This window comes from Paenibacillus sp. PAMC 26794 (genome assembly GCF_000316035.1).
In the GTDB taxonomy this organism is placed as follows: Bacteria; Bacillota; Bacilli; order Paenibacillales; family Paenibacillaceae; genus Paenibacillus.
The window spans coordinates 1-24,762 of record NZ_ANHX01000046.1 but is presented as its reverse complement, the minus strand read 5'-3'; the positions used below and the strand labels follow the sequence as shown (position 1 = coordinate 24,762).

Annotated in this window: 18 protein-coding genes and 1 pseudogene; 12 read left to right on the top strand and 7 right to left on the bottom strand. The window is 46.5% G+C overall.

Annotated features, from left to right (window positions below; translation table 11 throughout):
- Positions 1-51: 51 nt before the first annotated feature.
- The 4 genes from D829_RS0117820 (at position 52) to D829_RS0117805 (ending at position 5,541) form a co-directional block, all read left to right on the top strand.
- Positions 52-2,664, top strand: a complete 2,613-nt coding sequence (locus D829_RS0117820) for a diadenylate cyclase (RefSeq protein WP_017690277.1) — start codon at positions 52-54, stop codon at positions 2,662-2,664.
- Positions 2,661-4,154 (top strand): alpha/beta fold hydrolase, encoded by a 1,494-nt coding sequence (locus D829_RS0117815; RefSeq protein WP_017690276.1) that lies wholly within the window; start codon positions 2,661-2,663, stop codon positions 4,152-4,154. Before D829_RS0117820 ends, D829_RS0117815 begins: the two co-directional genes overlap by 4 nt.
- Positions 4,155-4,305: 151 nt before the next feature.
- On the top strand, positions 4,306-4,536 hold the full coding sequence (locus tag D829_RS0117810; protein ID WP_017690275.1) for a hypothetical protein: 231 nt from the start codon (positions 4,306-4,308) through the stop codon (positions 4,534-4,536).
- 105 nt (positions 4,537-4,641) lie between these two features.
- Positions 4,642-5,541, top strand: a complete 900-nt coding sequence (locus tag D829_RS0117805; RefSeq protein ID WP_152417072.1) for a hypothetical protein — start codon at positions 4,642-4,644, stop codon at positions 5,539-5,541.
- A 227-nt stretch (positions 5,542-5,768) separates the two neighbouring features.
- Here D829_RS0117805 and D829_RS0117800 read toward each other — a convergent pair whose 3' ends face one another.
- Positions 5,769-6,827 (bottom strand): LacI family DNA-binding transcriptional regulator, encoded by a 1,059-nt coding sequence (locus D829_RS0117800; protein ID WP_017690273.1) that lies wholly within the window; start codon positions 6,825-6,827, stop codon positions 5,769-5,771.
- Positions 6,828-6,941: 114 nt separating this feature from the next.
- Here D829_RS0117800 and D829_RS0117795 point away from each other — a divergent pair, with 114 nt between their 5' ends.
- A complete protein-coding gene (locus tag D829_RS0117795) occupies positions 6,942-8,261 on the top strand; it encodes a glycoside hydrolase family 125 protein (protein WP_017690272.1) in 1,320 nt (439 codons plus the stop codon).
- Between the two features lie 307 nt (positions 8,262-8,568).
- Here the strand turns inward: D829_RS0117795 and D829_RS0117790 are convergent, their stop codons facing one another.
- Complete coding sequence (locus tag D829_RS0117790) at positions 8,569-9,624, bottom strand: Gfo/Idh/MocA family oxidoreductase (RefSeq protein WP_017690271.1); 1,056 nt, start codon at positions 9,622-9,624, stop codon at positions 8,569-8,571.
- 48 nt (positions 9,625-9,672) lie between these two features.
- Positions 9,673-10,560, bottom strand: coding sequence for a sugar phosphate isomerase/epimerase (locus D829_RS0117785; RefSeq protein WP_017690270.1), 888 nt, complete (start codon positions 10,558-10,560; stop codon positions 9,673-9,675).
- A 127-nt stretch (positions 10,561-10,687) separates the two neighbouring features.
- On the opposite strand from D829_RS0117785, the gene D829_RS0117780 reads away from it, so the two are divergent.
- Genes D829_RS0117780 through sigJ form a run of 3 tightly spaced genes read left to right on the top strand, consistent with a single transcriptional unit; the run spans position 10,688 to position 13,863 of the window.
- Positions 10,688-11,584 (top strand): AraC family transcriptional regulator, encoded by an 897-nt coding sequence (locus D829_RS0117780; RefSeq protein ID WP_017690269.1) that lies wholly within the window; start codon positions 10,688-10,690, stop codon positions 11,582-11,584.
- Between the two features lie 58 nt (positions 11,585-11,642).
- A complete protein-coding gene (locus D829_RS0117775; RefSeq protein ID WP_026081253.1) occupies positions 11,643-12,962 on the top strand; it encodes an FAD-dependent oxidoreductase in 1,320 nt (439 codons plus the stop codon).
- Positions 12,952-13,863: an RNA polymerase sigma factor SigJ gene (sigJ, locus tag D829_RS0117770; RefSeq protein ID WP_017690267.1), complete on the top strand. Its 912-nt coding sequence runs from the start codon at positions 12,952-12,954 to the stop codon at positions 13,861-13,863. The genes D829_RS0117775 and sigJ overlap by 11 nt, the downstream gene beginning before the upstream one ends.
- Before the next feature lie 20 nt (positions 13,864-13,883).
- Here the strand turns inward: sigJ and D829_RS0117765 are convergent, their stop codons facing one another.
- A complete protein-coding gene (locus D829_RS0117765; RefSeq protein ID WP_017690266.1) occupies positions 13,884-14,567 on the bottom strand; it encodes a hypothetical protein in 684 nt (227 codons plus the stop codon).
- A gap of 513 nt (positions 14,568-15,080) precedes the next feature.
- On the opposite strand from D829_RS0117765, the gene D829_RS0117760 reads away from it, so the two are divergent.
- The gene (locus D829_RS0117760; RefSeq protein WP_017690265.1) at positions 15,081-15,998 is read left to right on the top strand and encodes a PD-(D/E)XK nuclease family protein; all 918 of its coding nucleotides are present in this window, start codon (positions 15,081-15,083) and stop codon (positions 15,996-15,998) included.
- A gap of 167 nt (positions 15,999-16,165) precedes the next feature.
- Here D829_RS0117760 and ald read toward each other — a convergent pair whose 3' ends face one another.
- Positions 16,166-17,299: an alanine dehydrogenase gene (gene ald, locus D829_RS0117755; protein ID WP_017690264.1), complete on the bottom strand. Its 1,134-nt coding sequence runs from the start codon at positions 17,297-17,299 to the stop codon at positions 16,166-16,168.
- A 189-nt stretch (positions 17,300-17,488) separates the two neighbouring features.
- Between ald and D829_RS0117750 the strand changes: the two genes are divergently transcribed.
- Positions 17,489-19,159: a PucR family transcriptional regulator gene (locus D829_RS0117750; protein ID WP_017690263.1), complete on the top strand. Its 1,671-nt coding sequence runs from the start codon at positions 17,489-17,491 to the stop codon at positions 19,157-19,159.
- Between the two features lie 59 nt (positions 19,160-19,218).
- Here D829_RS0117750 and D829_RS33470 read toward each other — a convergent pair whose 3' ends face one another.
- The gene (locus tag D829_RS33470) at positions 19,219-19,509 is read right to left on the bottom strand and encodes a hypothetical protein (RefSeq protein WP_152417071.1); all 291 of its coding nucleotides are present in this window, start codon (positions 19,507-19,509) and stop codon (positions 19,219-19,221) included.
- Positions 19,510-19,827: 318 nt separating this feature from the next.
- Here D829_RS33470 and D829_RS0117740 point away from each other — a divergent pair, with 318 nt between their 5' ends.
- Complete coding sequence (locus D829_RS0117740) at positions 19,828-21,897, top strand: hypothetical protein (protein WP_017690261.1); 2,070 nt, start codon at positions 19,828-19,830, stop codon at positions 21,895-21,897.
- A 47-nt stretch (positions 21,898-21,944) separates the two neighbouring features.
- Here D829_RS0117740 and D829_RS0117735 read toward each other — a convergent pair whose 3' ends face one another.
- Positions 21,945-23,654 (bottom strand): sigma-54-dependent Fis family transcriptional regulator, encoded by a 1,710-nt coding sequence (locus D829_RS0117735; RefSeq protein WP_017690260.1) that lies wholly within the window; start codon positions 23,652-23,654, stop codon positions 21,945-21,947.
- An 821-nt stretch (positions 23,655-24,475) separates the two neighbouring features.
- Here D829_RS0117735 and D829_RS33465 point away from each other — a divergent pair.
- Positions 24,476-24,762 (top strand): annotated as a pseudogene (locus tag D829_RS33465) (hypothetical protein); the annotation flags it as partial.

Genomic DNA, 24,762 nt, shown 5'->3' with positions numbered 1-24,762 from the left:
GAAAATATTACTATTTTAATTGATCCGATTGGAAGGGATGGTAGATTTACATTGGAAGAGATTGAAAAGCTTAATAAAACTGTTTACAGAAATTTGGAGCAAATTTTGCTCAAGCTCGATAACAGGCTCGATTTGAAATTACATGCCTTTGTTTTGGATGAAGATCAGAAGGTTATCAAAACGATGCGAGTCAAGAGTATATTGAGTGATGAGGAAGGTCAAGAACTGGAAGTTTTTCAAGAGATTTTGACAGGGATAACGGAATTTGCAGAGAAGGTTGGATTTTTAAATGATGAATGGGAGACTCCGACTGCCATTTTACAGTTCTTTTGCAATGCTACTACAACTGGTTTAAATGAAAAATATTCGGCACTCAATAACGTGAGTACTGATATTACTGAAGATCAGGAACAGGAAGATGGGACTACTACAACAAAACAGTATAGAAAATATTCCGATGAATGGAATTTGTTGTACACAAATTATTTTGATGTCGATCTTTTGAAAAATGTATTTAGAATAAAGTATGTATTATCCATAGAGTGCATGGATTCGAGTGCTAGGGAAATATTTTTGGAAAAACCTCAACTTTCTCTTCTTAGAATAATTCTCGACTATTATTTTAAAGATTATTTCCAACTGGATGAAGGGCAGGAATTAATTTTAAATGAAAATACAGATCTAGAAAATCAATATATGGAGAATCATGTACAGTTCCTCCAACGGATGGTGCGAATATTCTTTGGAAAGGCTCAAGATTTTATCAGTAAGGGAAGCAATTTGAATGATATGATAAATGAAGATGAAGATGAAGACCTTAGCAATATAGTAACTAACCAGTACTATATTAATAATTTGTTAGAAAAAATTGATGGTATTTCTACAAGGACTTATGAGGGTGCAAATCCATTTGGGTGTATGTTGATTTTAGGAGAAGGTTTATTAGGAAATTTAGAACTGATAAATTATTCCATCCGATTTGAAAATACTCATCCAATTAATCTGGAGGATGCGAGGAGAATCAGAAAATTACTTGAGCTTACCAATAGCGAGAACGATCTATATCTCATTGCTGATGATGAGTTTATATATGGGATTGGTAAAGTTAATTGGGATTTTGTTCAGGATAATATGATTTTTAAAATAGAATTTAAGGGGATATCCAAGTATGATCTAGTTCTTGTAACCGTTGAAGAAAGGAAACAACTTGATGCAAGTGTTGTTATAGAACAAGAATCAAAAATTTTAAAGATGACGACTTCCTTCGAAATTGTATCGAGAAAATTATGTAGTATTGCTTTTAAGAATCCAGGAATAGGTTCAGGGGAGTTCTCTAGCGAACTGTTTGAGCGAACCATGAGAACGGAATTTAAAGAGGAAAATCCTGAGATTACAGATGAGCAGATTGAAACGCTGCGTATGGTTATTAAAAAAGCTACTGAGCAGCAGAGTGGAACGATGGTAGTTATAACTAGCGTTAAAACCGCAGAGGATGAACTGAAGAAATTGAAAAAACAATCCACGGCGATTATCCCAACAGAAATCAGCCCGGAATTTATCAAACATCTGACGTCAATTGATGGAGCAATTTATTTTGATATTACGGGGAATTGCCATGCGATTGGAGTCATATTGGACGGACTTGCAGATGAGAATTTAGGAGATGCCAGTCGAGGGGCGAGGTTTCATTCAGCTTATCGTTATTTGGAAAAGTTGAAAAAATATGAGAAAGGTAAAAAGGCTTGTGTAATAGCTATCATTTCAGAGGATGGTATGGTTAATCTTATACCAGAACAAGCTAACGAAGCAGTTGTAAGGCAATTAGTTGTAGAAATGATTGGGTATATTAAGAAAAAAAGGGGAAGCGATGATCCTTCAATAGAACAAGAAATTTTGGAATCTGAGAGACGTTTGGAAATAATCGCAGGCGAGAAGGCTATCGATCATCATCATTATTTTAAAATAGCAGATGTCTTTTTTGAGGAATTATTGTATTTAGAGGCATCAAAATACTATACACGAGGTTTAAAGGGAAGTAACCGCTTCATTATAAGATATGTTCGTGATTTAGCGTTATCTTTTCTAAGATATGCAGCGAGCCTTCCAAAACAAGATGAAAATAAACTACCGATGTATAATGAGGCATTGACACAGTTCAATTTATTAATAGAGAATTCATCGGAATCAGAATTAATGAGTAACGATTACAATTGTCGGGCAATTAGTTTGCACCGAATTGGGGAATGGGAAAATAAAAAAGAACTTTTTAATTTAGCTTTGCTAGACTTTGATAAAGCCTTAGAACTTCAGAAGATAGGAATAAGGTATGTTATGTATACTAATCGTGGATCTCTTCACAAAACAATGGGCAATCCAGAACTGGCTCTTAATGATTTTATATCAGCTGAAATAGAAAAATCACGCGTGAAGCAAATAAAATGGATTGAATTACTTATTAAAAGTGATTCTCACCTTTTTATCCAAGCGATAGATAGATATACCGAAATTAAGGGAAGTAATAAAGATATAGCAAACCTTGAAGAAGTACTGAAAAAAATGGGATCTGAAACTTTCACCAATCACCCTGACGTTACTGCTTCACTAGAAAAAAGTGGTCTAATCAGCATTACAGATTATGCCGAGACGCAAGGTGTAGAACTATGAGTGTTGTAAAAGCAGGATTAATGAAAATATCTTCTTCATTAGAAGACAGCTCATTTGTGGTAGTTTTTATTCACGGAATAGGTGGTGACCCTTATAATACATGGAGAAAGAACCCACAGACCAAAACGATGATTGAATTACTAGGCAATGACCCAGACTTGAAAGATGCTGAATTCTATAGTTATGGCTATAGAACGGGCATCAAGCCTTTGCAATATGATTTTAAGAAAGTAGCCAAATTATTGCATTCAGACATACAAGCAAATTTGGCAGGGAAAGATCTGCTTTTTGTTGCTCATAGTATGGGCGGGTTGGTTGTTCAGCAATACATAGTGGATCGCTATGAATCGTACGAGAGTGCTGACCTGAAATGTGTAAAAGGTGTAGTCTATCTGTCAGTCCCTTTTTATGGCTCTGGGTGGGCTGAGTTGTTACCTAAAAAAATGGTAAATAGGCAAATTCGATCATTAAGAAGAAAAAATAAAGATTTGGTTCAGTTGGAGGAGAATTGGAATAAGTATGTATACAGGGGTGGAATAGACAAGCTTGTTGATTCGCTGAAGCATGAGATTTCACAAATTTCTTTTTATGGGGTACGCGACCAAGTAGTTGTAGAATCATCTTCAACACCATTATATCTAGGTTCTGAAGTGAACTATGTTGATGAGGATCATAAAAGTATTTGCAAGATAGATGACAAGACTACCGTGTATAAATTGATTCGTAGTTTTTTGATAAAACTAATAGTGCCCCAAAGTATCAAGAGAGATTACATGATATTACATGTTCATGGATTTGATAAGCAGCAGCTTCCAGAGAATGCACATTTTGAGCTAGATTGGACAGAATACTTTGACGCTAACACATCCCCTCGAAGGCTTCCATCTTCCGAGGAATGGGGAGTTATGAGTAAAGAGTTGAATGAGGCTGCCAAGTATTGGTCTCAGAAAAAAGTAACTGCTGAAAGCTCCATTCGAGTATATGCAAAGCTTAATCTTCCGGGGGGAGTATTAATCGGGAATCGTTTTTCGCGGACAAGAGGAGTACATATTGAAGTGGCTCAATATGAGCAGATATGGTCTTCTACGGAATTAGACTCGAACTTCAAAGTTGCAAAAATAACACATTCAGGAAACGAGATAACTAACAAGAGGGCAGTAATGGTATTGAGTGTAACTAGAGATATCAAAAATGATATACAAGCATTTTTGAATGATTGTAGCGTGAATTACAGTCAGCTAATAAACTTATCTCCCGATTCTGGAGCTGGCAGAGACAGTATAGTGGGTGCTGGACAAGCAGTTGCTTTTGCTGCTGAGGTTAAGGTTGCGGCTGATGAATTAAAGCAAAGTGGCATTGAGACAATTGATTTATACCTGAACTGTCCGATTGGTGTTGCTATATTGGTTGGCCATTATTTGACAGCGGTTAGTCCTATAAGGATTTTTGATTATGCTAATCCTGGATATGTAGTGGCATGCAGTATTTAATTGTTTCATATAGTTTTAGATGGAGTTCACCCAGTCGGCTTCGCCGATAAGGGCGAATTCTTTTTTTTTGGATAAAGTGAGAGGTTTCGGGAACGGCTTCCGTCTATATAGTACAGAACCATGCATGGAAGCTGTAGAGAAGGGGGATTACATGACTCAACAGATACCGGAGGAGGAGCTTATTCAGCGTATTGTTGCAGGGGATAAGCAGTTGTTCTCCGTGCTTGAGGATCGATATAAAAATAAAGTCTACGGCATTATGCGCGGAGTGGGCGCGAGTCATCCGGATGCACAGGATCTCGCTCAGGATACTTGCTTTCATGGCTGTAGATACGAGACTTGGCAGTGGGAAGTATCAAAGGTTTGTATTCCAACTGCATGATGATATTCCAGATCACGTATTTGTACGGGGGGGGAATTAAGTTATATATAAATCCCTGATCATTATAATCTTGATACTGGAAAAATTACAGCAAACAATACAACGGTGGATTGGAGCTTCCAATTCAACATCGATATGACCAAAGCCAAATTAATGGCTGTTGAGGCTCCCATGGACAACACCTACACCACTCCTGAGGGCTTGAAACTGGATATGACACAGCTTGTGCGTACGCCAAACGGGACCCGCCTTGACATGAACATCAGTCTGGATGATCAACTTCGTGCCAAAGTCGGAGAGAATTGGGCGGATGATATGGACTTAATGTATCATATCGAAATTCCGGAAACGAACGAATATCGAATTTTTAACGAGAACAGACCCAATGCCCGTCAAGCCAAATTTCGGTTCCGAGATATGACTAGACTGAGTGAGAATAATGATGGTCAGATGAGGCTTTCTGAGACATGGGACCCTGCTTATGTTACGGTGGATGCGAAGAAGATTCGCTTTGTCCTGGATGGCTATACCATCCCGGTGTGGGAGGAGAAGTCCGTGGAAGTGGATTTGGAAAAGATGCGTAAGGATGCTGAATTTTACACCTACGTACTACAGCTTGAACAATTTGGAGATGAAATTTTATTTTCCAAATATAATTATTGGCCAGTGCAGCAATCATTAAAGCTACCAGAAGGAAACTTTGAAGGGAACTCTTCTCTTGTTTTGGAGGGAGTAGGGACTTTCCAAAATGATATTAATGGAGATCAATGGGTGGCTATAGATCGGGAAGGAAAGGAGTATCCCGTTGAAGTGATGGGAACTACGGATCAGCCTTATAAAAACGAAGAATACATCGTAGGTGATCTCAGGTTGATTATCCATGGTTTTAAAAAAGAAAATGGAACGAAATTCACTTTGAAACGAACCGCAGTTAACCGAGAGTTCCGTGATGTAAATTGGGAAGTGGATCTTCCGTCGTACGATAGCCTGCCTTGGCTGAAATAACCAGTAGTACAATTCTCAGACATGAAGTAAATGAAGTTTTGAATGGATGATATAAGGATGGATCAACAGATTTAAGTGTGAATGTACAGGAATATAAGGTATAAGCTTAATATACGAAAGAGGCCCTGCATAATGGTATGCGGGGCCTCTTTCGTATGCACCAGATTTACAGGGAATGCGAGTACCTAACGAATTCATCTTCAGAAAAGAGCAGTACCCTTTCCGAATTATGCCGATTCCCTTGGAATCAACGTAGTCGATAACATAACCGTCTCTTTCGGCGTTCCCGGGCGTTCGATCCGGCGTTGCAAAGCCTCGACGGCGCGCTGTCCGAGTTCCTCTTTACACAGATTAACTGTGGTCAGGGGCGGGGAGGACGTAACCGCAGAGTGTACATTGTCGATACCGATGACAAGGCAATCTTTAGGTGTAGAGATACCGATCTCCTGTAATTTGTGCATCCATTGCAAAGCAATATCATCATTAACACCAATCCAGGCATCGGGACGTTTGTCATCTGGCATGTTTTGAATGGTGGTAGCCAATTGGTTAACCCATTCGCCGTTCTCATACGGAATATTCCATTCTCTGAAGCTGGTCGTATGACTGGTGTCCACATGGAAATGGTTCAAAGCCAACTCAATCCCGATTTTCCGCTGGGCGAAGCTCGCAGCACGACCATCATCTGTGATGAGGCCGATCCTTCGGCAATTCATAGACATTAGATATCTCGCGACGGTGATGCCAGCTTCCAGATTATCATGGCTGATCGTATCACAATTAAGTAGGGGCTCCTGATGATCTACCAAAATAATAGGCCGACCCATCTGAGAGAGTCGTTGCAGAACCGTATGCGGGAAAGCCCCCATGACAATAATCCCGGCACAACGTTCCCAATCCAAATGAGGAGCAATAGCTTTTTCGGGAGAGGTGTTCTCGTCCGTCACTCCGAGTGAGGGAGATACAATGGCATGATGCCAACCACGCTCATTACAGGCGGAGATCATGCCTGACAGAACACGTTGCCAGTAGTGGGGTTCACCGCGGTTGAGCTGATTCATGCAAATGAGAACAAACGGTGGATCGGACGGATCTGCATGGTTTGCAGCAGGAATATTGTTAGCACCCGGAGTACTTTGGCGATACCCCAGTGCCCGAGCGAGTTCCAGAACTCGTGCGCGTGTCGCTTCACTGACACCCGTCTTGCCACTGAGTGCGCGGGAGACGGCATATTTGGATAATCCGAGCTGGTCAGCCAGCGTCTGAATGGATACTTTGCGTGACATATCATTACTCCTTCATTTGACGATCATCTTCTGACACAGTACACTTACAAATAATAATGTTATTATAATTTATCATAACAAAAATAACAATATAGTTATAAGGAGACGACATCCATGGAACAGTTCAGATTACCGAAAATCCCTATGCCGCATCTGGAATTGCCGCAAGCTGTGCAGGATATTCTGACTGAGGCGGACGAGCGTTTGCAACATCGACCGAGATTGCTGGCTCAGTTTCGCAATTGTTTTCCCAATACACTGGAAACGACCACGAAGCTACTGGAGGATGGGACAACCTTTGTGATTACAGGGGATATTCCCGCCATGTGGTTAAGGGATTCCGTAGAGCAGGTTATGCATTATGTTCCGCTTGCGAAGGATGACGAGAAGTTGCAACGTATCATTGGAGGGCTGATCAAACGGCATACGTTCTACGCTGATATGGATATCTATTCCAATGCGTTCAATGAAACGGCGAATGGATGGCATTGGGACGCCAATGATGAGACGGAGATGTCGCCCTGGGTGTGGGAACGGAAGTTTGAGCTGGATTCTCTTTGTTTCTCCATGAAGCTGGCTTATACATATTGGCGGGAGACGGAACTTACGGATATATTCGATGAGCGCTTCAAGAAAGTGATGGAGAATATCGTACAACTATGGGAGACGGAGCAGCATCACGCAGAGCGTTCATCTTACCGGTTCATGCGTCGCAATTGTCCAGCCCATGATACGCTGCGTAATGAAGGATTGGGTATGCCCGTGAATTACACAGGGATGATTTGGTCCGGATTTCGTCCGAGTGATGATGCCTGTGATTTTCATTATAATATTCCGGCGAACATGTTTGCTGCGGTAACCTTGCGTCAGATGGGGGAAATCGCAAAGTGGGTGTTCAGGGATGAACAACTGGTAAGCCGGATGGCTCGTTTGGAAGAAGAAATACGACATGGCATTTCCCTGTACGGTACTTACCGTCATCCAGAGTATGGGCAGATTTATGCCTATGAGACGGACGGTTACGGCAACTTTTGTCTGATGGATGATGCGGGTACACCTGGGCTGATGTCTATACCGTATATGGAGTATGCTTCGATTGAAGACAGGGTGTATCAGAACACTCGTCGATTTATTTTGAGTAAGGAAAATCCGTTCTATTATGAAGGGCGGGTAGCTAAAGGTATTGGTAGCCCCCATACCCCTCCGGGATACATCTGGCACATGGCACTATCCATGCAGGGTCTGACCGCAGACAATGACGAGGAGATGCAGGCGATGATTGAATTGCTGGAAAATACGGATGCGGGTACCGGATATATGCATGAGGGTTTCCACGCCGATGATCCAAACACGTTCACCAGACCATGGTTTGCTTGGTCCAACAGCCTGTTCTCGCAGTTGGTGTATAAGGCAATGAAAAAAGGAATTCTATAAAATGATGAAAGTTCAAAAAAATACTCACTGCTCGCGAAGCAGCCGTTCCGGTTACGAATCGTTCTTTTGATCGCTGTTATCCCCGGATTTCCTGATCGACTTTTGTAAAGTCGAAATCCGGTGATAAAGGCGAACGCTTTGCTTCTTCAGAATCGATTTCGTTCCCTGCACTACTTTTACTATCGAGCGCGACTGTTTTTGAACGATATCATTTTTAGAATAGGAGAGTAGGTAACAAACAAGAAAGCCCAAACTGCTGAACTTTGCAGTTTGGGCTTTGTTTATACTGAAAAACACAGGCGCTTCGCTATGTGTTTTTCAGTAGATCGGCGATGAACACTTTCTGGCCTGTGCGGGCGCTTTCCAGGGAAGCGAGGACCATGGCCATGCTGAACTGGTTATCACTGCAATCGGTCTCAGGTAGTCGTCCGGATTCCAGTGCGGCGAACATGTCTTCGAGACAGCCGTGATGACCTGTTTTGTCCATGACAGGCATTTCCGCTTCAATCCGCTCACTTGGCTGGAAAAAGGATGGTTTGCCGTCAGAATCCAGGCTTTGTGCAGTAACCACCTCAGCATAGATGTCATCATGACCATCCCAGATGGCGGTTCCTTTTTCACCGATTACGCGCCAGCTTGCTTCCCATGATGTAGGTACACCCTCTGCGCACCAAGACCCGCGATAGTTGAACACGGACCCGTCAGACATCTCAAATATACATAACGCCATCGCATTGCCCTGATACCAGGAACCTGGAGGATTGAATTCATGGCAGTACACCGATACCGGGTTGGCTCCGAGAATATAACGTGCCTGATCAAACGTATGTATTGCCATATCGAGCAGCAGCGGGCTATCCATCAGATCCCGGAATCCGCCGAAGTGTGGCCCGAGGAAAAAGTCGGCTCCTGCGTAACCTACTTGCCCTATAGCTCCGCCGGAAATGAGGTGCTGGTAGGCGCGGATACGCGGATCGAACCGGCGGTTCTGCATGACGGCTTGAATGTGTCCTGTGCTGCGAGCGGTTTGCACAATATCTGTGCAGTCTGAGAAGGACTCTGCCAGTGGTTTTTCGCCAAATACGTGACATCCTTCCTTCAGCGCCGTCATGGCAATGCCGTAATGACTCGCCGGAATCGTGACATCGAATACGATATTTGCACCAGTCGCTTGAATGGCTTCACGGATATCGGTGAACGTAGGGCAGATGAGGCCATGTCTTGTAGCAAAAGTAATGGCTGTCTGTTCATACAGATCGACCAGTCCCACTATTTCTGTATCTGGCCTTTGTAAGGCATAGTCCGCCCACGTGTTTGCCATGGCACCGCAGCCAGCAATAATTACCCGATAAGGATGAGTCATGTTCTCATCTCCTTCGCATGGATTGTGTTATACAGCTCGCAGGGTTTCCTATACCGGATTGGGTACAAAATCGCCGCCGCGGCATTGTTTCAAATATCGCAATGCATGCACCTGTCCGGTCATTTCGAGTTCGTCTTTGTAGACGGGATCATGCCAGCCTTCAATATCAATCGTGCCCTGATAACCGTTCTGACGCAGAATGGTGATAATGTCTGCCCAGTTGTTATCCCCGAAACCGGGTGTGCGGTGCCAGACAAATTCACGTGGGCCATGCACGCCGTATTCCTTGACAATATCCCAGGCAATCGTGGCATCTTTGCCATGTACGTGGAAGACTTTATGAGCCCATTTGCGTAGCTGTGGAATAGGATCAATCAGGCTGGACATTTGATGGCAAGGCTCCCATTCCAGGCCTACATTTTCATCCGGAACAGCATCAAACATCATCTCCCAGGCCGTTGGGTTATGTGCGATGTTCCAGTCGCCTGTCTGCCAGGTTCCGCCCATATCACAGTTTTCAAAAGCAATGCGTACACCCCGGTCTGCTGCCCGGCGTGCCAGTTCACCAAATACTTCCTTGAACCGGGGGATGGACTGGTTAATGGGTTGATCGGTCAGACGTCCGGTGAACCCGGAGACGATATCTGCACCAAAGAGCTGTGCGTGATCGATCACTCGCTCCCAGCTCGCCAATGTATCGGCGTTGTCTCCGGCTCCTGTGAGCGGGTTACCAAATACACTCACCGCGGAGATGACAATGCCTTGTTCGTCCACGATTTCACGGACACGTTTGGCTGTCTCTGCCAAGTCCAGGTCGCCAGTCGTTTGCCAGAAGGTCAGGTTAAATGATTCGAAGCCATGTTGCATGATCTGCGGGATAACGCGGACGGCGTCCTGCCCGCCTACAAGGGTACCGATGCGTAATGATTTATTCATGGTTGTAATTCACTCCAATATTGGCTTATAGTACTTCGTGACACTCATTATAGCCGTGGATTAACGGGATGGCTCTACACAATCTTGTGTAATATTAGTCGGATCTTGTGAAGAGGGGGAAGAAGTCGTGCTAGATCTGAAAGCGCTTCACGAAAACACCCGAATTGATCATAAATCACATCCATTTCAGTTGTTCCGAAATCGGTGTTCAGATATGAAAGCGGAAGAATGTATTCTATATTTGCATTGGCATGAACATTTCGAACTGATTATCATGCGCAAGGGCAGTGCGCTGTTTCATATTGATAGCAAACCTTATGTGGTTCGAGCAGGTGAGGTCATCATCATTCCTGGAGGTACATTGCATGTCGGATATGCTCTGGATGAGGGGGGTGTGCATTATGATTCCGTTGTAGTCAACCGTGCACTGTTTCATGATTTCACCCATGATCCTGTGCATGAGCAATATGTCGCGCCGTATTTGGAAGGTAGGGTGAGGTTTCCGGTCAAACCGGCAGAGGAAAATGCAGCCTGCACAGGTTATTATTCTTTGCTGAATGAGGCTGTAGAGGAAATGGCGTTACAGCCCCCAGCTTATCAGCTCGTGGTGAAGTCCAAACTGCATGCCTTGTTCACCCTGCTTGCTCGTACATTTATGCCGCAGCAGTTACCGGATAAATCGGTCGGATCGTACTTTCCCAATCGCGAACGTTTTAAACAGTTGATCGCACAGATTGAAGCCGACCCCACAGGTAAGATGTCTGTTACGGAAGCGGCAAGTCATGTGGGACTGAATGCGTATCACTTTTGCAAAATGTTCAAAAAGCTGACCGGACGTACCTTTGTGGAATACGTGAACGGGTGCAGGATGAGTGAGGCAGAGCAGCTGCTGCAAGGCAGCAGTCTGACCATTACGGAGATTGCCGCCAGAGTAGGCTGCGACAATGCCAACTATTTTACGAAGTTATACAAACAGTACAAGGGAGTAACTCCTTCCGGGGGGCGAATGAAGAAACAAGTCTGAGTCACAAAAGTCCGCTGCTCATCGTCATGTATGCATTAAGCGGAGGGGATTGATGTACATGACAGAGCATCATAATGAGCCAGTATGGGATGTTATCATCATTGGAGCAGGCATTGCCGGTTTAACCGCCTCGATTTATCTGGCTCGTGCAGGAAAGACTGTACTGTTGCTCGACAAAGGGGTACAGATCGGAGGACGCGCTATCTCAAATGAGATTGCGGGAGCACGCGTAAACTTGGGGGCTCATGCTCTCAGTAAAGCAGCGTTACCCATTCTCCATGAGGTAGGCGTCACACCTATCGGATCAGTACCGAAACCGCCAGATACCTTGGTGTTTGAAGGAACAAACGGCGGGAATAAGACAATTTCCCTAGCACAGCTCTTGCTCGGATCGTTTTTGAAATGGAGAGAGAAGTGCCAGCTTCTTCGGTTCTACAGTTCTCTCCGAAAGGTAGATACATCCGTTTTGCATAACGTTAGTTTGCAGACTTACCTGGAAACCCTGGTATCCAGTCCACGTGTACGTAGTGTCGTATTTGCGCTTGTTCGTTTGAGCACCTATTGCGATGCTCCTGATCAGGTAAGTGCTGGCGCCGTCATTGAACAACTCAAACAGGACCAAGTATTGTATATAGATGGAGGCTGGCAATTCCTCGTTGGTCGGCTCACAGAACAAGCTCAGCAGGCGGGTGTATCCATCCGCACAAGCTCGGTCGTACGAGAAATTGCCGGAAGTTATCCTCAGATGATGGTTTCCTTAAAAGATGGTTCACAGTTGACGACTCGCCACGTCTTATCAACGGCTGGCCCATTGGATACTCTAGCTCTGCTTAATCCTGCTCTTTCACCCATTGAAGCCAAACTGTATCACAAGTTAACTCCTGTTCGAGCCGCATGTCTGGATCTCGTTGTGTCTGGGATGCCTCAACCGAAAACAAAATTTGTTTTAGGCGTAAATCATCCTTGGTACTACTCCAACCATTCCGCCGCGGCCTCCTTATCAGAGAACCCGGTACATGAAGTTGTGCATGTGATGAAGTATTTGTCGGAATCATCAAAATCGGATCCAAGGCAGGATGAAGACGAACTAAAGGGCTTTCTCGATTTGATTCAGCCGGGGTGGCGCCAGCATATCATTAAGCAGCGGTTTCTTCCACGAATGCTTGTCTCACATGGCAGTGTCACAGCTGAGAACGGAGGTCTCTCGGGTAGACCTAGATCTGAGATCACAGGAAGACCGGGGCTCTATGTTGCTGGCGATTGGGTAGGGGATGAAGGGATGCTGATTAATGCTTCTCTCGCGAGCGCAAAACGGGCTGCTCAAATGATAATAGAAGGCAGAGGAAAAGATAAGGAAGGAATACATTATGGAGATTGAATTGGTATACAGGACATATAGACCCCTTCTTCTTTCTGTCGCATATCGTATGCTGGGATCTGTCATTCATGCTGAGGATGTGGTTCAGGACGCATTTGTAACAGTACAGCAGCAGGGTATCCATAAAGAGAGTAGCTCTGTTCGGAACCTGAAAGCATACTTATGCAAAATGGTAACTAACCGTTGTCTCGATTACTTGAAATCAACACGTAAAAAAAGGGAACTATACGTCGGGACATGGCTACCGGAACCTCTGGTGCAAAATTATAAGGCTGCTCGAGAATCAGTATCAGCCGTGGAACATGATCCACTTCAAACGATTGAACTGGAAGATACGATTTCGTACGCCTTCCTGGTCATGCTTGATCGGCTAACCCCAATTGAGCGCGCGGTATTTATTCTGCGAGAAGCTTTTGAATTTGATTATGGCGATATAGCAGACTTCTTGAACAAGACGGAGGTCGGCTGCCGGAAAATATACAGTCGTCTTAAACGTAAAATCCAGGACGAGCCGGAAGTCGAGTTGACTCCCAGCGTTCAGTCCGAGCAGCTTGCGCTTCGTTTCCTCCAAGCCACGTCGAGTGGAGACATGGAAGGACTCTTAAAAATGCTTTCCCACGATGTCGCCTTGTACAGTGATGGTGGTGGTAAAGTTGTGGCAGCAATTAAACCCGTTACATCAAGCCAGCGGGTGCTGGCGTTCATTCAAGGGCTCTTATCCAAAGGGGACAGCGCTGGTATTGTACGTCTCGTCAAGGTCAATGGACAACTAGGATTTGTATTAAGCAGCCCCTCTGAGGCATTCCCGACTGTGGTCAGCCTGGCTTTTAGAAACGATTGTGTTGAGCGGATCTATATCTTGCGTAATCCGGATAAGCTGCAACATCTGAATTTAGGTTAAAGTGAAGTGAATTTGGATACTCATTTCATAAACCTGGAGAACAGACGATTGGCTTTCTTGGCGAGGTCGTCCATTTTGACGTTGGCATGATCGAACTGATTGTATCCCCATTTGATCGTTTGCAGCATGCGTGGAGAGATGGGCGTACCTTTGATCCGTGGATAGATGTTGTGATAAGCCCAGACCAGATGCTCCCAGCGATTGTCATTGCCGTCCTGAATATACTCGGATACGTCAATCACTTTCCCGCGTCCATCCTGAAGTATTACATTTTTCAGATGAATGTCGCGAGGGTTCAACCCGCGGTTGCGAACGGCTTCTCGCGCTGCGTCCACATCGAGCATCACCTGCTCGGGGACGGGGATTCCCTTTTCCAAACATTCCAGCAGCGTATCCCCGGGTTCAAAACTGATCACGAGTACATTCCGGCCGCTGCCGTAATAGGTAGGGAAGTATGGCAGACCTTTGAGCTGCTCGTATACCTGTTTTTCATTTTCGAGTTTGTCCAAGGCATGATCCGAGTACATCTTGAAGGCATACTGCGGCAAGCCGTCATACGTAAATACAGCCGCGTCCGTACCTGTGCCAATGCAATTCAATCCTTCTACATCGCCGATGATGTTCACGAGCTCATTCCGGTCGCTTCCGATGACTTGGATCTGTTGTAATGCTTCTTCCGCCTGGAACCAATCCGGTCGATTCATGGGTGGTGCCCCCTTTTAGGATATGCCTGTACGATTTTTTTCATATAATCATTTTCTAACGAACCGAGTAAGTCTTATTTCACGTAAATCGGCAGATATGAAAATGTAACGAATCAGAGTCACGCTATTGGCTCATTTGCTTGCAGTAAACACGTTCTACAATCGAAATAAGACTAATTAGCGTGTCTGGGGTTCGTTAGATTCCTTAAAACCACGTGATCCACGTGATAAGGTGTGTGAGATTCGTTAGCGCCGGGCCCGCACTGGCCCCGGGCTAGACCCGTACTAGCATCCCGGTCCCAGATTCGCTGCCCTCTATAGAGTATATTATGCGTTCTGCTCCGCAATTTCATCTTTTGGTGATGTTACTATATAAACGATACGGATCGAATCGGAAACGGTTGCGTCAGAAGAAAATAACGGAAGCGCGCTTGCGGCAATGTTGCCCGGGCTTTATACTGTGAGCATTAAGGGATCTCATGTAGATCCGGCATACAGAAAGGCAGATTACTTATGGCACAATACCCGCAGTGGTCTTATTCGCAGTCGCGGGCGAGTATGTTCGATGAGTGCCTGCGCAAATATTATTATCATTATTACGGTGCCCATAACGGCTGGAAGACAGACTCTGCTGATGAGATGCAAGTTCGTCTGTACCGTCTGAAGCAGCTCAGCAATCTGTATCTTGTCTTCGGAGACCTCGCGCATCGGATGTGTGAGTCGGCGGTACGCAGCAGGGAAGAGGGCAAAGATAAACCGCGTGAACACTTCCTGGAACAGACGATACGCAAGCTGCTGAATCAGGCGTATGTGGAATCCATGGACGCGGATCAGTGGCGGCTGAACCCCAAGAATCGCACGATGCTGTCTGAGATTTATTACGGGGCTGACACGTTGAATAACCGGATTGCCACGATTAAGGAACGGGCTTCGGCCTGTGTCGGTAACCTGTACCAGACGCTTACGTGGGAGGACTTGTCCCGGGCAAGTACGGACATTCTGGAGATTGAGAAATGGGATACCATGATGCTGCACGATACGCGTGTGTATGTGAAGATGGACTTATTGTATCGGCGCAGTAACGGCAATATTGTCATTGTGGACTGGAAGACGGGCAAGGAAGATGACTTCTCGGATCAGCTAATGCTGTACGCATCCTATGTGAGAGAGCACTACCGGGTTCCCTTGGAGCAGATTGAGCTGCGAGTGGAGTATCTGTTAACAGGAAAACACCGAGAGTTTACAGCCACAGAAGAGGATATCCGGAAGGTGGAGGAGAACGTGGGTCGTTACATTGAGGAGATGCGATCCTGCGTGGAGGATGAGTATTACAACCGTCCCAAGGACGTCACCTACTTCACAGCGATGCCTTCCCACCGGTCCTGCCGGGATTGCAACTTCCGCGAAGTATGCAGTGAGCGAGCAGTCTGAAGCCCCAAAACTGGTGGAGCCAAAAGGCCTTATACCAACCAACAAGCTATTTCTTATGTGAAAAAAATCAAGAAGCGCAAGCCGGGAACATCATTTGCCCGACTTGCGCTTTTATTGCGTTCCACAGGCCTGGCGACAAGGCGCCGGGTGGAACGATCATATCAAGATTACTGGACAGCGGCGGTATTCTCCAGCGCCTGACCCGCAGGAACATAGGCATGCCCGAGATCCCGGGCAACCGCCTCATACGTGATGTGTCCATTCAGCACGTTGACCGCGCTGCGAATGGACGAACTGCCGCGAATCGCGGCGGCTGCACCGTGGTTGGCCAGCTGCAGCGCGTAAGGCATGGTGGCGTTGGTCAGCGCCACCGTGGACGTACGCGGCACGGCGCCCGGCATGTTCGCCACCGCGTAGTGCACGACGCCATGTTTCACATAGGTCGGTTCATCGTGGGTCGTGATATGATCAATGGTCTCAACGATCCCACCTTGATCAATCGCCACATCCACAATGACCGAACCCGGTGCCATCGTCTTCACCACCTGCTCGCTGACAAGCGTTGGCGCCTTGGCGCCCGGAATCAGCACCGCACAGATCAACAGATCTGCCGCCGCAACAGCTGTTGCAATGTTGGACGGACTGGATACTAGCGTGTGGATCTGATTGCCAAAGATATCATCCAACTGGCGCAGACGATTCAGATTCAGATCAAGGATGGTCACATCGGCGCCAAGACCAATGGCAATTTTGGCTGCATTTGTTCCCACCGTTCCGCCACCAATAATGACCACTTTCCCCCGACTGACGCCTGGTACACCAGACAACAGAATGCCCTTGCCACCTTCCGTTTTCTCCAGTAACTGTGCTCCGATCTGGGAGGCCATGCGGCCTGCGACTTCACTCATGGGTGTAAGCAGGGGGAGAGCACTGTTGACCTCCAACGTCTCATACGCAATAGCCGTTACCCGACTTTTTATAAGGGCTTTGGCAAGCTCCGGTTCCGCTGCGAGGTGCAGGTAGGTGAACAGAATCAGTCCCGGACGAAAATATCCATATTCACTGGCAAGTGGTTCTTTCACCTTGATGATCATATCGGCCTCGGTCCACACTGACTTGGCATCAATCCGAATCTCGGCGCCCGCAGCTTGATATTCATGATCCGTGAATCCACTGCCGGTCCCCGCGCCTTGTTCAATCAGTACCTGGTGACCGGCTCTGATGAAATAAGCAGCCCCGGCCGGAGTCATTGCTACACGATTCTCATTATTCTTGATTTCTTTGGGAATTCCGATTCTCATCACCATGCACCTCGTCCATTTATTGGTTGTTAGCTTATACTACAAGTTTATGACTTGCATAATCGTTTTGCACCTTACTTGATGTCTAATATTTAGGAATTGAACTCAACATATTGTCGAAAAAGACTGTTCAGGACATTTAACCATGGATTATAATGTAAGAAAAAATAACACGAAGAGGGATCGCCATTGCAAAATGACCGTGTGTTTACGATCAAAGATATCCTTGCACGTCCGGTATTTGGCCGAGCACGACTAGCGGCAGGGAAGGATGGAGTGAACCGTCAGGTTGGCTGGGTTCATGTATTGGAGATTACGAATGTATCTCCCTTCGTAAGCCCCCATGATCTTATTTTATCCACTGGACTGTGGCTTCAAACGGAAGAAGGGCGCGAAGAGTATCTGCTTCAGCTAATTGGCAGTGAGGCAGCGGGGCTGTGTGTGGAGTTTGGTACCAGCATATACGGAATTCCGGAAGAACTGATTGAACTGGCGGACAGACACCAGTTTCCGCTGATCGTATTTGAACAACCGGTTCGTTTTGTCGAGATTACGCAGGATATTCACTCTCTGCTCATTAATCATCAGCACCAACTGCTGAAAAGTCTGGAAGCCTACTCCCGCCAGCTTCAGCAGCGCACATTACAGAGTACGGACATGTCTGCTGTGCTGAACCTGTTGCATGAATACGCTGCGAAACCGGTGGTGTACATCTCGTCCATGGAGCCGGGCAGCTTTGTGCCCGAACTGGCTCCGGAGATGGAGCAAGCAATCTATACCTGGTATGAGCAGGAGGTAGAGCACCTGGATCTGAACGATTCGGATACTGAATTATGGTTCCACATGGACGAAGAGAAGGCTCTGCTTTGTCATCCGGTCGTCTGTTTTGGTCAAGTGTTCTCTGCTGTGGGAATGATCGTGCATCCGTCCGCTCCAGTGGAGTATCTCAAGCTGTTACTCGACTATACGGCTAAGGCGGCCGCAGCGCTCACGCTTCGTTCCCAGTTTCTTGAAGAGAAGATGGTTCGCAATCAGAACGAGCTGATCCAGGATCTGATGAATGGCAACATCCATCAGGAGGAACAGGCCCAGACCCGAATGGGACTTCGTTTGCTGGTGAAGGGACAGTACTGGTTTGCAGGAGGGGTCATAGAGATTGAGCATCGATTGAAGGTTACGGGCCGGGAGCGAATGGAAGCGAATCATCAGGATATTCTTGTCCTGCTTCGTTCCCTGCTTAAGAAGAACAATCTGCCCAGCCTGATCATGCTGAAGAACAATCAGGTGTATCTGTGTTGTGCGAAGGAAGCGGTCACGGTTGCCGCGCGTCATCAGTTGCTACGATTGCTGGAAGGAATCGCCCTGGATGTGAAGCGGTTTGCCAGTCGTAATTTGAAACAGGTTATGATTCATGTGGGATTTGGCAAGTTACGCAGCCGTTTGACCAGTCTGCCGGAGAGCCTTCAGGAGGCCTATCAGGTGATCGAAGTTTCGAGATCGGTAGATTCGATGGAACATGTTCACTTTTACGAACGTATGGGTATATATCAAATGTTAAAGGCGTTACCCCAATCCTTCCTGCAACCCTTTGTGCAGGATCACCTGGGTATGTTGATTGAACATGACCAAACGCATCACCTGCGATTGGTAGAGACGTTGGATGCTTACCTGCAGAACTTTGGTTCCAAACGGGATGCGGCCGCTCAGTTATTTATTCATCGGCAGACGTTGTACAACAGACTGGAGAAGCTGGAAGAACTGATGGGTCCAGGTTACATGGATCAAGGGAGAAGAATCTGTCTGGAGATGGCGCTGCTCGCGCACGCGATGATTGAGAATGGACAGTGGCAATCCTCTTGATGAGGTGAAAGGGATGCAACACAGACTGTGCATCGATCTTACACTACCTTGAGCACAGTCTAGCAGTTTTTACTAATCCGCCGGGTATGTCGTAATGAAGCAGGCAGGCGTTGCAGAGTGGAAGTGGAGCGTCGGCCCCGATAAAGCTTCGTTTGACCGGAGAAAGGTGCCAGTGATAATGAAGAAGGAGCAGCCAGCCGATACGGGGGGGACGACCGATCGGCACGTCCTTCTCGTTCTGCCTCAGGGGTTGCCATTGAAATACCGCTTTGATGCAGCCATTCATTAAGTCGTTCGGGATTGATTCCGAGTTGTCCGCTAAGATTACAGATATCGAGGTTTATTCTCACACAAATCCGCCTTTCCTGGAATATCGGGCTGGTAGTAGGGTTTGAAAGGGAAGCATGAATTCGAGATCGGTAAATGCTCATGTACATGTTGGCTGTGCTTGATCGGCGGAATGATCCATTATGTTAAGAAGTAGCGCGGAGGGGTCTATGTATACCTTGTAAAAACGTTTCCATGTCCGCTGTTTTGAATATTTACTATAAATTGGCTTTTAACAAGATTCTATCACTTCACATGCAACTGCGCGTCTCAATATAGTCTCAATTTTGTGAGAAAATATAGTATATTAAAAGTACCAGTATCTAGTATGGAGGACATATATGGGAAACAGTAGTGAGGCTCAATACGATAACTATGTTGGGGATGGGAAACGTTTTGTTGGTCGAGCCAAGGAACTGATGACTCTGGAGCGGTGGTTCAATCATCCGGAAGCGCCACTGACCATATTTTCAATTACGGGTATGGGAGGCATCGGTAAATCTTCCTTGCTTTCAGAGATGTTATCCTTATCTCGTGATCAAGGTGCGACGGCAATATGGGTGGATGGCCGATCATGCGGCGCAACGCCTTCCGTTTTTATGGATTATTTGTCCTCTACGTTGGGGTTGGAAACACTGGATAATGACGGATATCCGCGACCACTGAGCTTGCTGAAAGACACTTCGGTCGAGAAGCGATTGGTCCTGGCAGTGGATAATTATGAAGAACTCGCACTGCTGGAAAGTTGGTTCATGGAGGTCTTCATATCCAAACTTCCGTTAAGAGGGATACTTGTCATTCTGGCATCACGCCCAGAACTGGCATCCGCCTGGCGGACACATCCCCGATTGCATCAGCGGTTTGTACAGATGCAGCTTCAACATTTTACCGTCGAAGAGATTTCGGAGTATATCTCGGTTGCGGGGTCTCTGAATCAGGGGATGGCAGGTACTATTACGAGAATGACCGATGGACATCCGCTGGGTTTGGCGCTTGCTGTGGAAGCTGCGGATCAGAGACGGAATCTTCCCCATGCCGAATGGGCTGAACTGTCGCATATGATCAGTGCCCGATTGCTGTTGGAACTGACGATTCCCCGTCTGCACCCCATGGTGGAGGTGTTAACCCTGCTTGGAACAGCAAATCAGGAATTGTTATCATCTGTACTGGATATGACTGTGACCCAAGAAGAGTACCACATGCTGAGACAGATGTCGTTTATTCGTTCCGGCCCGGATGGTCTTGCCCTGCATGACATGGGCAGGGTGCATCTGCTACGGGATTTGCGCCAACGTGAGCCGCATCGGTTGCAGACGATGCGTATCCAAATCGCGAAGTTGCTGAAACCGCTACATGAACAGGCAGGTTCGCATGAGCGCCGCCAGATTGCCCGGAAGATGTTGTTGCTCTGTCAGGAGTCCATGCTTCAATTCCGCAAGTACGCGGATGTGTCCCGTGATTCCTTGTTCTCCCCTCTTGAAACGATGAAACAAGAGGATCTGCCTTCGCTGCACAGGCTGTTACAACAATGGTGTGAGTACAGCGTGGCATCAGATCAGGCCGTGTTCTATGGCCCGTTCCTGGATGAGCTGGCGTACCGTTATCCCGAAGGGATCGTATTGATGCGTGACCAGCTTGGAGAGCCGATCGCCATGTTCATTACAGTGCTAGTACATAGGGAAAGTAGCGGGCTGCTACTGAAGTATTTTCCAAATGAGATGAATGAATGCTTCACACCACAGGAGCTTAGCAATGATCCGGATCAAAGTGATACTCACTTTGCTTTGCTGGCTGCGGCAAGAGATGACGTGCCTGGTTACACACGAGAAGAACTGGTGGGGTATATGGCACTGGACCGACTGTCTCTGTTGGGTGATGGTGCGAGAGTGATATTGATTGCAACGAATCCGCATCTGAAGTTGTTCCTGCTGAGTATTGGCTTTCAGATGCGGAGAACCCGAACCCGTGCTTGTGACAGATATGAGGACCCGGCAGATGTGCTTGATTTGGATTTGCGTAGTGGGCAATTCGGAGCGTGGGTTATGTCCCTGCTTGATCCTGAATGGCAAGATGATCGGATACAGCCAGGAACAACGGTGCGGGAGCGGACATCCTGGTCGGAACAGGAGGTTCGCAAGATGCTGGGGCACCTTCGTTCCCCAGGAGAATTGCATGAATATGCTGGCAGGGTTAGAGGAGTAAAGGATGGAATCCAGTTACAGCTGTATGTCATGGATCTGTTGGAAGGCAGAGTACATGGCCTATCTCCACAGGATCAGATGCTGTTATACGCGGCCTACTGGACGCATGCTGGCAATCCAACTGCCGCAGCCCAGACGTGTTCCATGAGTCGAGCGACATTTTATCGCCATCTCAGAACAGCGCTGACTCGCTTGGCGCGGATTTTGTAGGGTCCTATTCATTCATCATACCGATAATAACGACAAGAAGAGGCTGGTCATAGACCAAGCCTCTTCATGCGATTATAGAGCGTTGCCCTGGAGATGCCTAGTTGCTTGGCGAGTGTTCGTTTGTTACCACCTGCTGCTTCCAGATATTGAATTAGAAGTTGCGCCTCATAGGTGTCCAATTTTTGCTGGTAGGTAACATTGGAGACAAGTTCGGAAGTATCCGAAGGATCTGATTCATCCATGTTTGCAACCGTTCGAGGTTCTTGTTCTGCTCCTGCCGAATCTGGACGTTGCTGATTTTCGCTGTTGGCATGTGGATGAATTCCCGATGTCAGTTGAACTTCGGACTGTTCTTGCATGGTGAGGGAAGTGAGGGTATCAGGCAGGTATTCCTGCTTCACCTCACCATCTGTCGTCAGAATGGTCAGGCGTTCGATCACATTTCGTAATTCACGTACATTGCCTGGCCAATCATATTGGAACAGCAATTTGAACACTTCAGGTGGAACCAACTCAATATGACGGTTATAGAGCAATGAGAATTCTTGAAGGAACGTCTGGGTTAATTCATATATATCTTCCTTGCGCATGCGCAGAGGAGGGATGACGAGATTAATGACGTTAAGTCGATAATACAGATCTTCCCGGAATTGATTACGGGCAATCATACTCATTAGATTCTGGTTGGTTGCTGCGATAATCCGGCAGTTGGCCTGTTTCATACGCGTTCCCCCCACAGGAAAGTAACTCTTCTCCTGCAACACCCGAAGCAGCTTCACTTGCAATTCCAATGGCATCTCACCGATCTCATCCAGAAAAAGAGTACCGCCTTCGGCAAGCTCGATCTTGCCCTTTTTGCCTTTGGGATCCGCTCCGGAAAATGCGCCTTTCTCATAGCCGAATAATTCACTTTCAAACAAGGAAGCGGGGATTGCCCCGCAGTTAATAGCGATAAATGGTGCAGTCTGCATTTCACGAAGATCATGAATGGCTTTGGCGAATAACTCCTTGCCTGTGCCGCTCTCTCCGAGGATAAGTACGGTTGCTGAGGTGGTACTGATCTTGCGAATGGTCTCCATGCACTGCTTGATGACCGGGCTGCTGCCCTTGATTCTTGCGAATGGATCTAATTCGGGACGTAGCCGAGCAACGGCTTTCTCCAGGTGCTGGACTTTGGAGGTCATATGTAATAGTTCCTGATGTAATCGGATTTCAGTTGTTATATCCACTTCGGCAGCAACTGCACCCACAATATGTCCATCCAGTTGGACAGGACGAGCATTAATCAGGGCGAACAGGTCGGGCCGTGGCTGATGCTGTTTGCGATAGACCGTTTCGCCAGTATACAACGTCTTGAGAGACTGTAGCCGATCTGGAGGAAAAAAGTCCGCTGCGGGTTGTCCAATGATGTCTTTTTTGCTGATCGAAAAAACATGCTCCGCGCCAGTTGTCCAGTAGGCCACCTTGGCATCTTCATTAATTAAGGTCAGAGCTGAACCCGCTGTCTCCAGTGTGGTCTCAAAATAAGCTTCTATTAGGCGATGCGCATGCATCATGGCATGCAAAACATCGGATACGGCGATATAACCCAATAGGGGGCCATCATCCTGAATGAATAGATAAGAAGATGTGTCGAATAAGGAGAAGGCATCTACCAACGATGTTGATGACGGAATGGTAAGTGTGGAGAGGTCTGTATCCAGAACATCCATATCCGTACGCAATAAAGACATTAATTCTGGAAGTAAATGTTTCATCGATATCACCTCAGTTAGAACATAACTTTTGGAAACTACTTTTTTTACACGAGTTACTTACAAGTGATCTGCATATGAAATGACTGGAGAATGTTGGATACCCATATTATAACTTTCCAAATGAGGTGTGTATATATTTTTTGACATGAAGCATACATGTTATCGGCATAGAAGAGATAGCATGTTGAATTTTCATTTATGATATTTCCTTTTAATATTATTTTAAGGAATCAATGCCAATTTATACGGTCCATTCAGTGATTTAGGTGAGGGTTGAGTTATTAAAATTGACATTCGAGTTACTTGGTTAAAACTGTTATTTCTCAATCTGCTACACGGCAGTTGAAGTGATTATTCATATAGTACATGAATTGTCCACACCATTAAGAAACTTCTGAATAATGCTATATGAAGGCCATCCGCATGAAGAAGAAACAAAGGAGGGTGATGAAATGGCCATTCTATCAACTGGGCCCATTGAGAATAATATTTCAGGGATAATGGGGATCCGACCAACTCAATCCGTTACGGTCAAAATCGATAACCGGAATGCGACAGATATGTTCACAGTGCTCCTTTTGGGCTATTACCTTAATGGGGTCAGGACATTATATGTGGAAGAACTGCTCAATGTATCACCTAATCAGGTCATAACCAAAGTTTATGATGGGAATTTTGATGCTTTTGAGTTTGTATTTTCAACCTCAGACACGGCTGCTCCAGAAGCACAAATATCCGTATGGGGCAAAAGTGCCGTAGGTGGATTAGTCGCGGCTCACCGATTGGTATCCCAGGAGTTGTTGGGAGAAACGCTGAGCACAACGGGTGTAACTGGAGCCACAGGAGCCACGGGCGTCACAGGGTTTACGGGTGCGACAGGAGGCACGGGAGCTTCTGGAGTGACAGGAGCCACGGGCGTTACGGGAGTAACGGGAGGCACCGGAGCTACTGGAGTAACAGGAGGCACGGGCGTCACAGGAGTAACGGGAGGCACCGGAGCTACTGGAGTGACGGGAGCGACGGGCATTACGGGAGCAACGGAGGCACCGGGGCCACCGGAGTGACAGGAGCGACGGGCATTACGGGAGTAACGGGGGGCACCGGAGCT

What these genes read in the sequence shown, in the direction of transcription:
- D829_RS0117785 (WP_017690270.1), bottom strand. Translation starts at nt 10,560, where the DNA reads ATGAATAAATCATTACGCATCGGTACCCTTGTAGGCGGGCAGGACGCC.
- ald (WP_017690264.1), bottom strand. Translation starts at nt 17,299, where the DNA reads ATGAGAATCGGAATTCCCAAAGAAATCAAGAATAATGAGAATCGTGTA.
- D829_RS0117815 (WP_017690276.1), top strand. Translation starts at nt 2,661, where the DNA reads ATGAGTGTTGTAAAAGCAGGATTAATGAAAATATCTTCTTCATTAGAA.
- D829_RS0117790 (WP_017690271.1), bottom strand. Translation starts at nt 9,624, where the DNA reads ATGACTCATCCTTATCGGGTAATTATTGCTGGCTGCGGTGCCATGGCA.
- D829_RS0117765 (WP_017690266.1), bottom strand. Translation starts at nt 14,567, where the DNA reads ATGAATCGACCGGATTGGTTCCAGGCGGAAGAAGCATTACAACAGATC.
- D829_RS0117800 (WP_017690273.1), bottom strand. Translation starts at nt 6,827, where the DNA reads ATGTCACGCAAAGTATCCATTCAGACGCTGGCTGACCAGCTCGGATTA.
- sigJ (WP_017690267.1), top strand. Translation starts at nt 12,952, where the DNA reads ATGGAGATTGAATTGGTATACAGGACATATAGACCCCTTCTTCTTTCT.
- D829_RS0117775 (WP_026081253.1), top strand. Translation starts at nt 11,643, where the DNA reads ATGACAGAGCATCATAATGAGCCAGTATGGGATGTTATCATCATTGGA.
- D829_RS0117760 (WP_017690265.1), top strand. Translation starts at nt 15,081, where the DNA reads ATGGCACAATACCCGCAGTGGTCTTATTCGCAGTCGCGGGCGAGTATG.
- D829_RS0117735 (WP_017690260.1), bottom strand. Translation starts at nt 23,654, where the DNA reads ATGAAACATTTACTTCCAGAATTAATGTCTTTATTGCGTACGGATATG.
- D829_RS0117810 (WP_017690275.1), top strand. Translation starts at nt 4,306, where the DNA reads ATGACTCAACAGATACCGGAGGAGGAGCTTATTCAGCGTATTGTTGCA.
- D829_RS0117740 (WP_017690261.1), top strand. Translation starts at nt 19,828, where the DNA reads ATGGGAAACAGTAGTGAGGCTCAATACGATAACTATGTTGGGGATGGG.
- D829_RS0117795 (WP_017690272.1), top strand. Translation starts at nt 6,942, where the DNA reads ATGGAACAGTTCAGATTACCGAAAATCCCTATGCCGCATCTGGAATTG.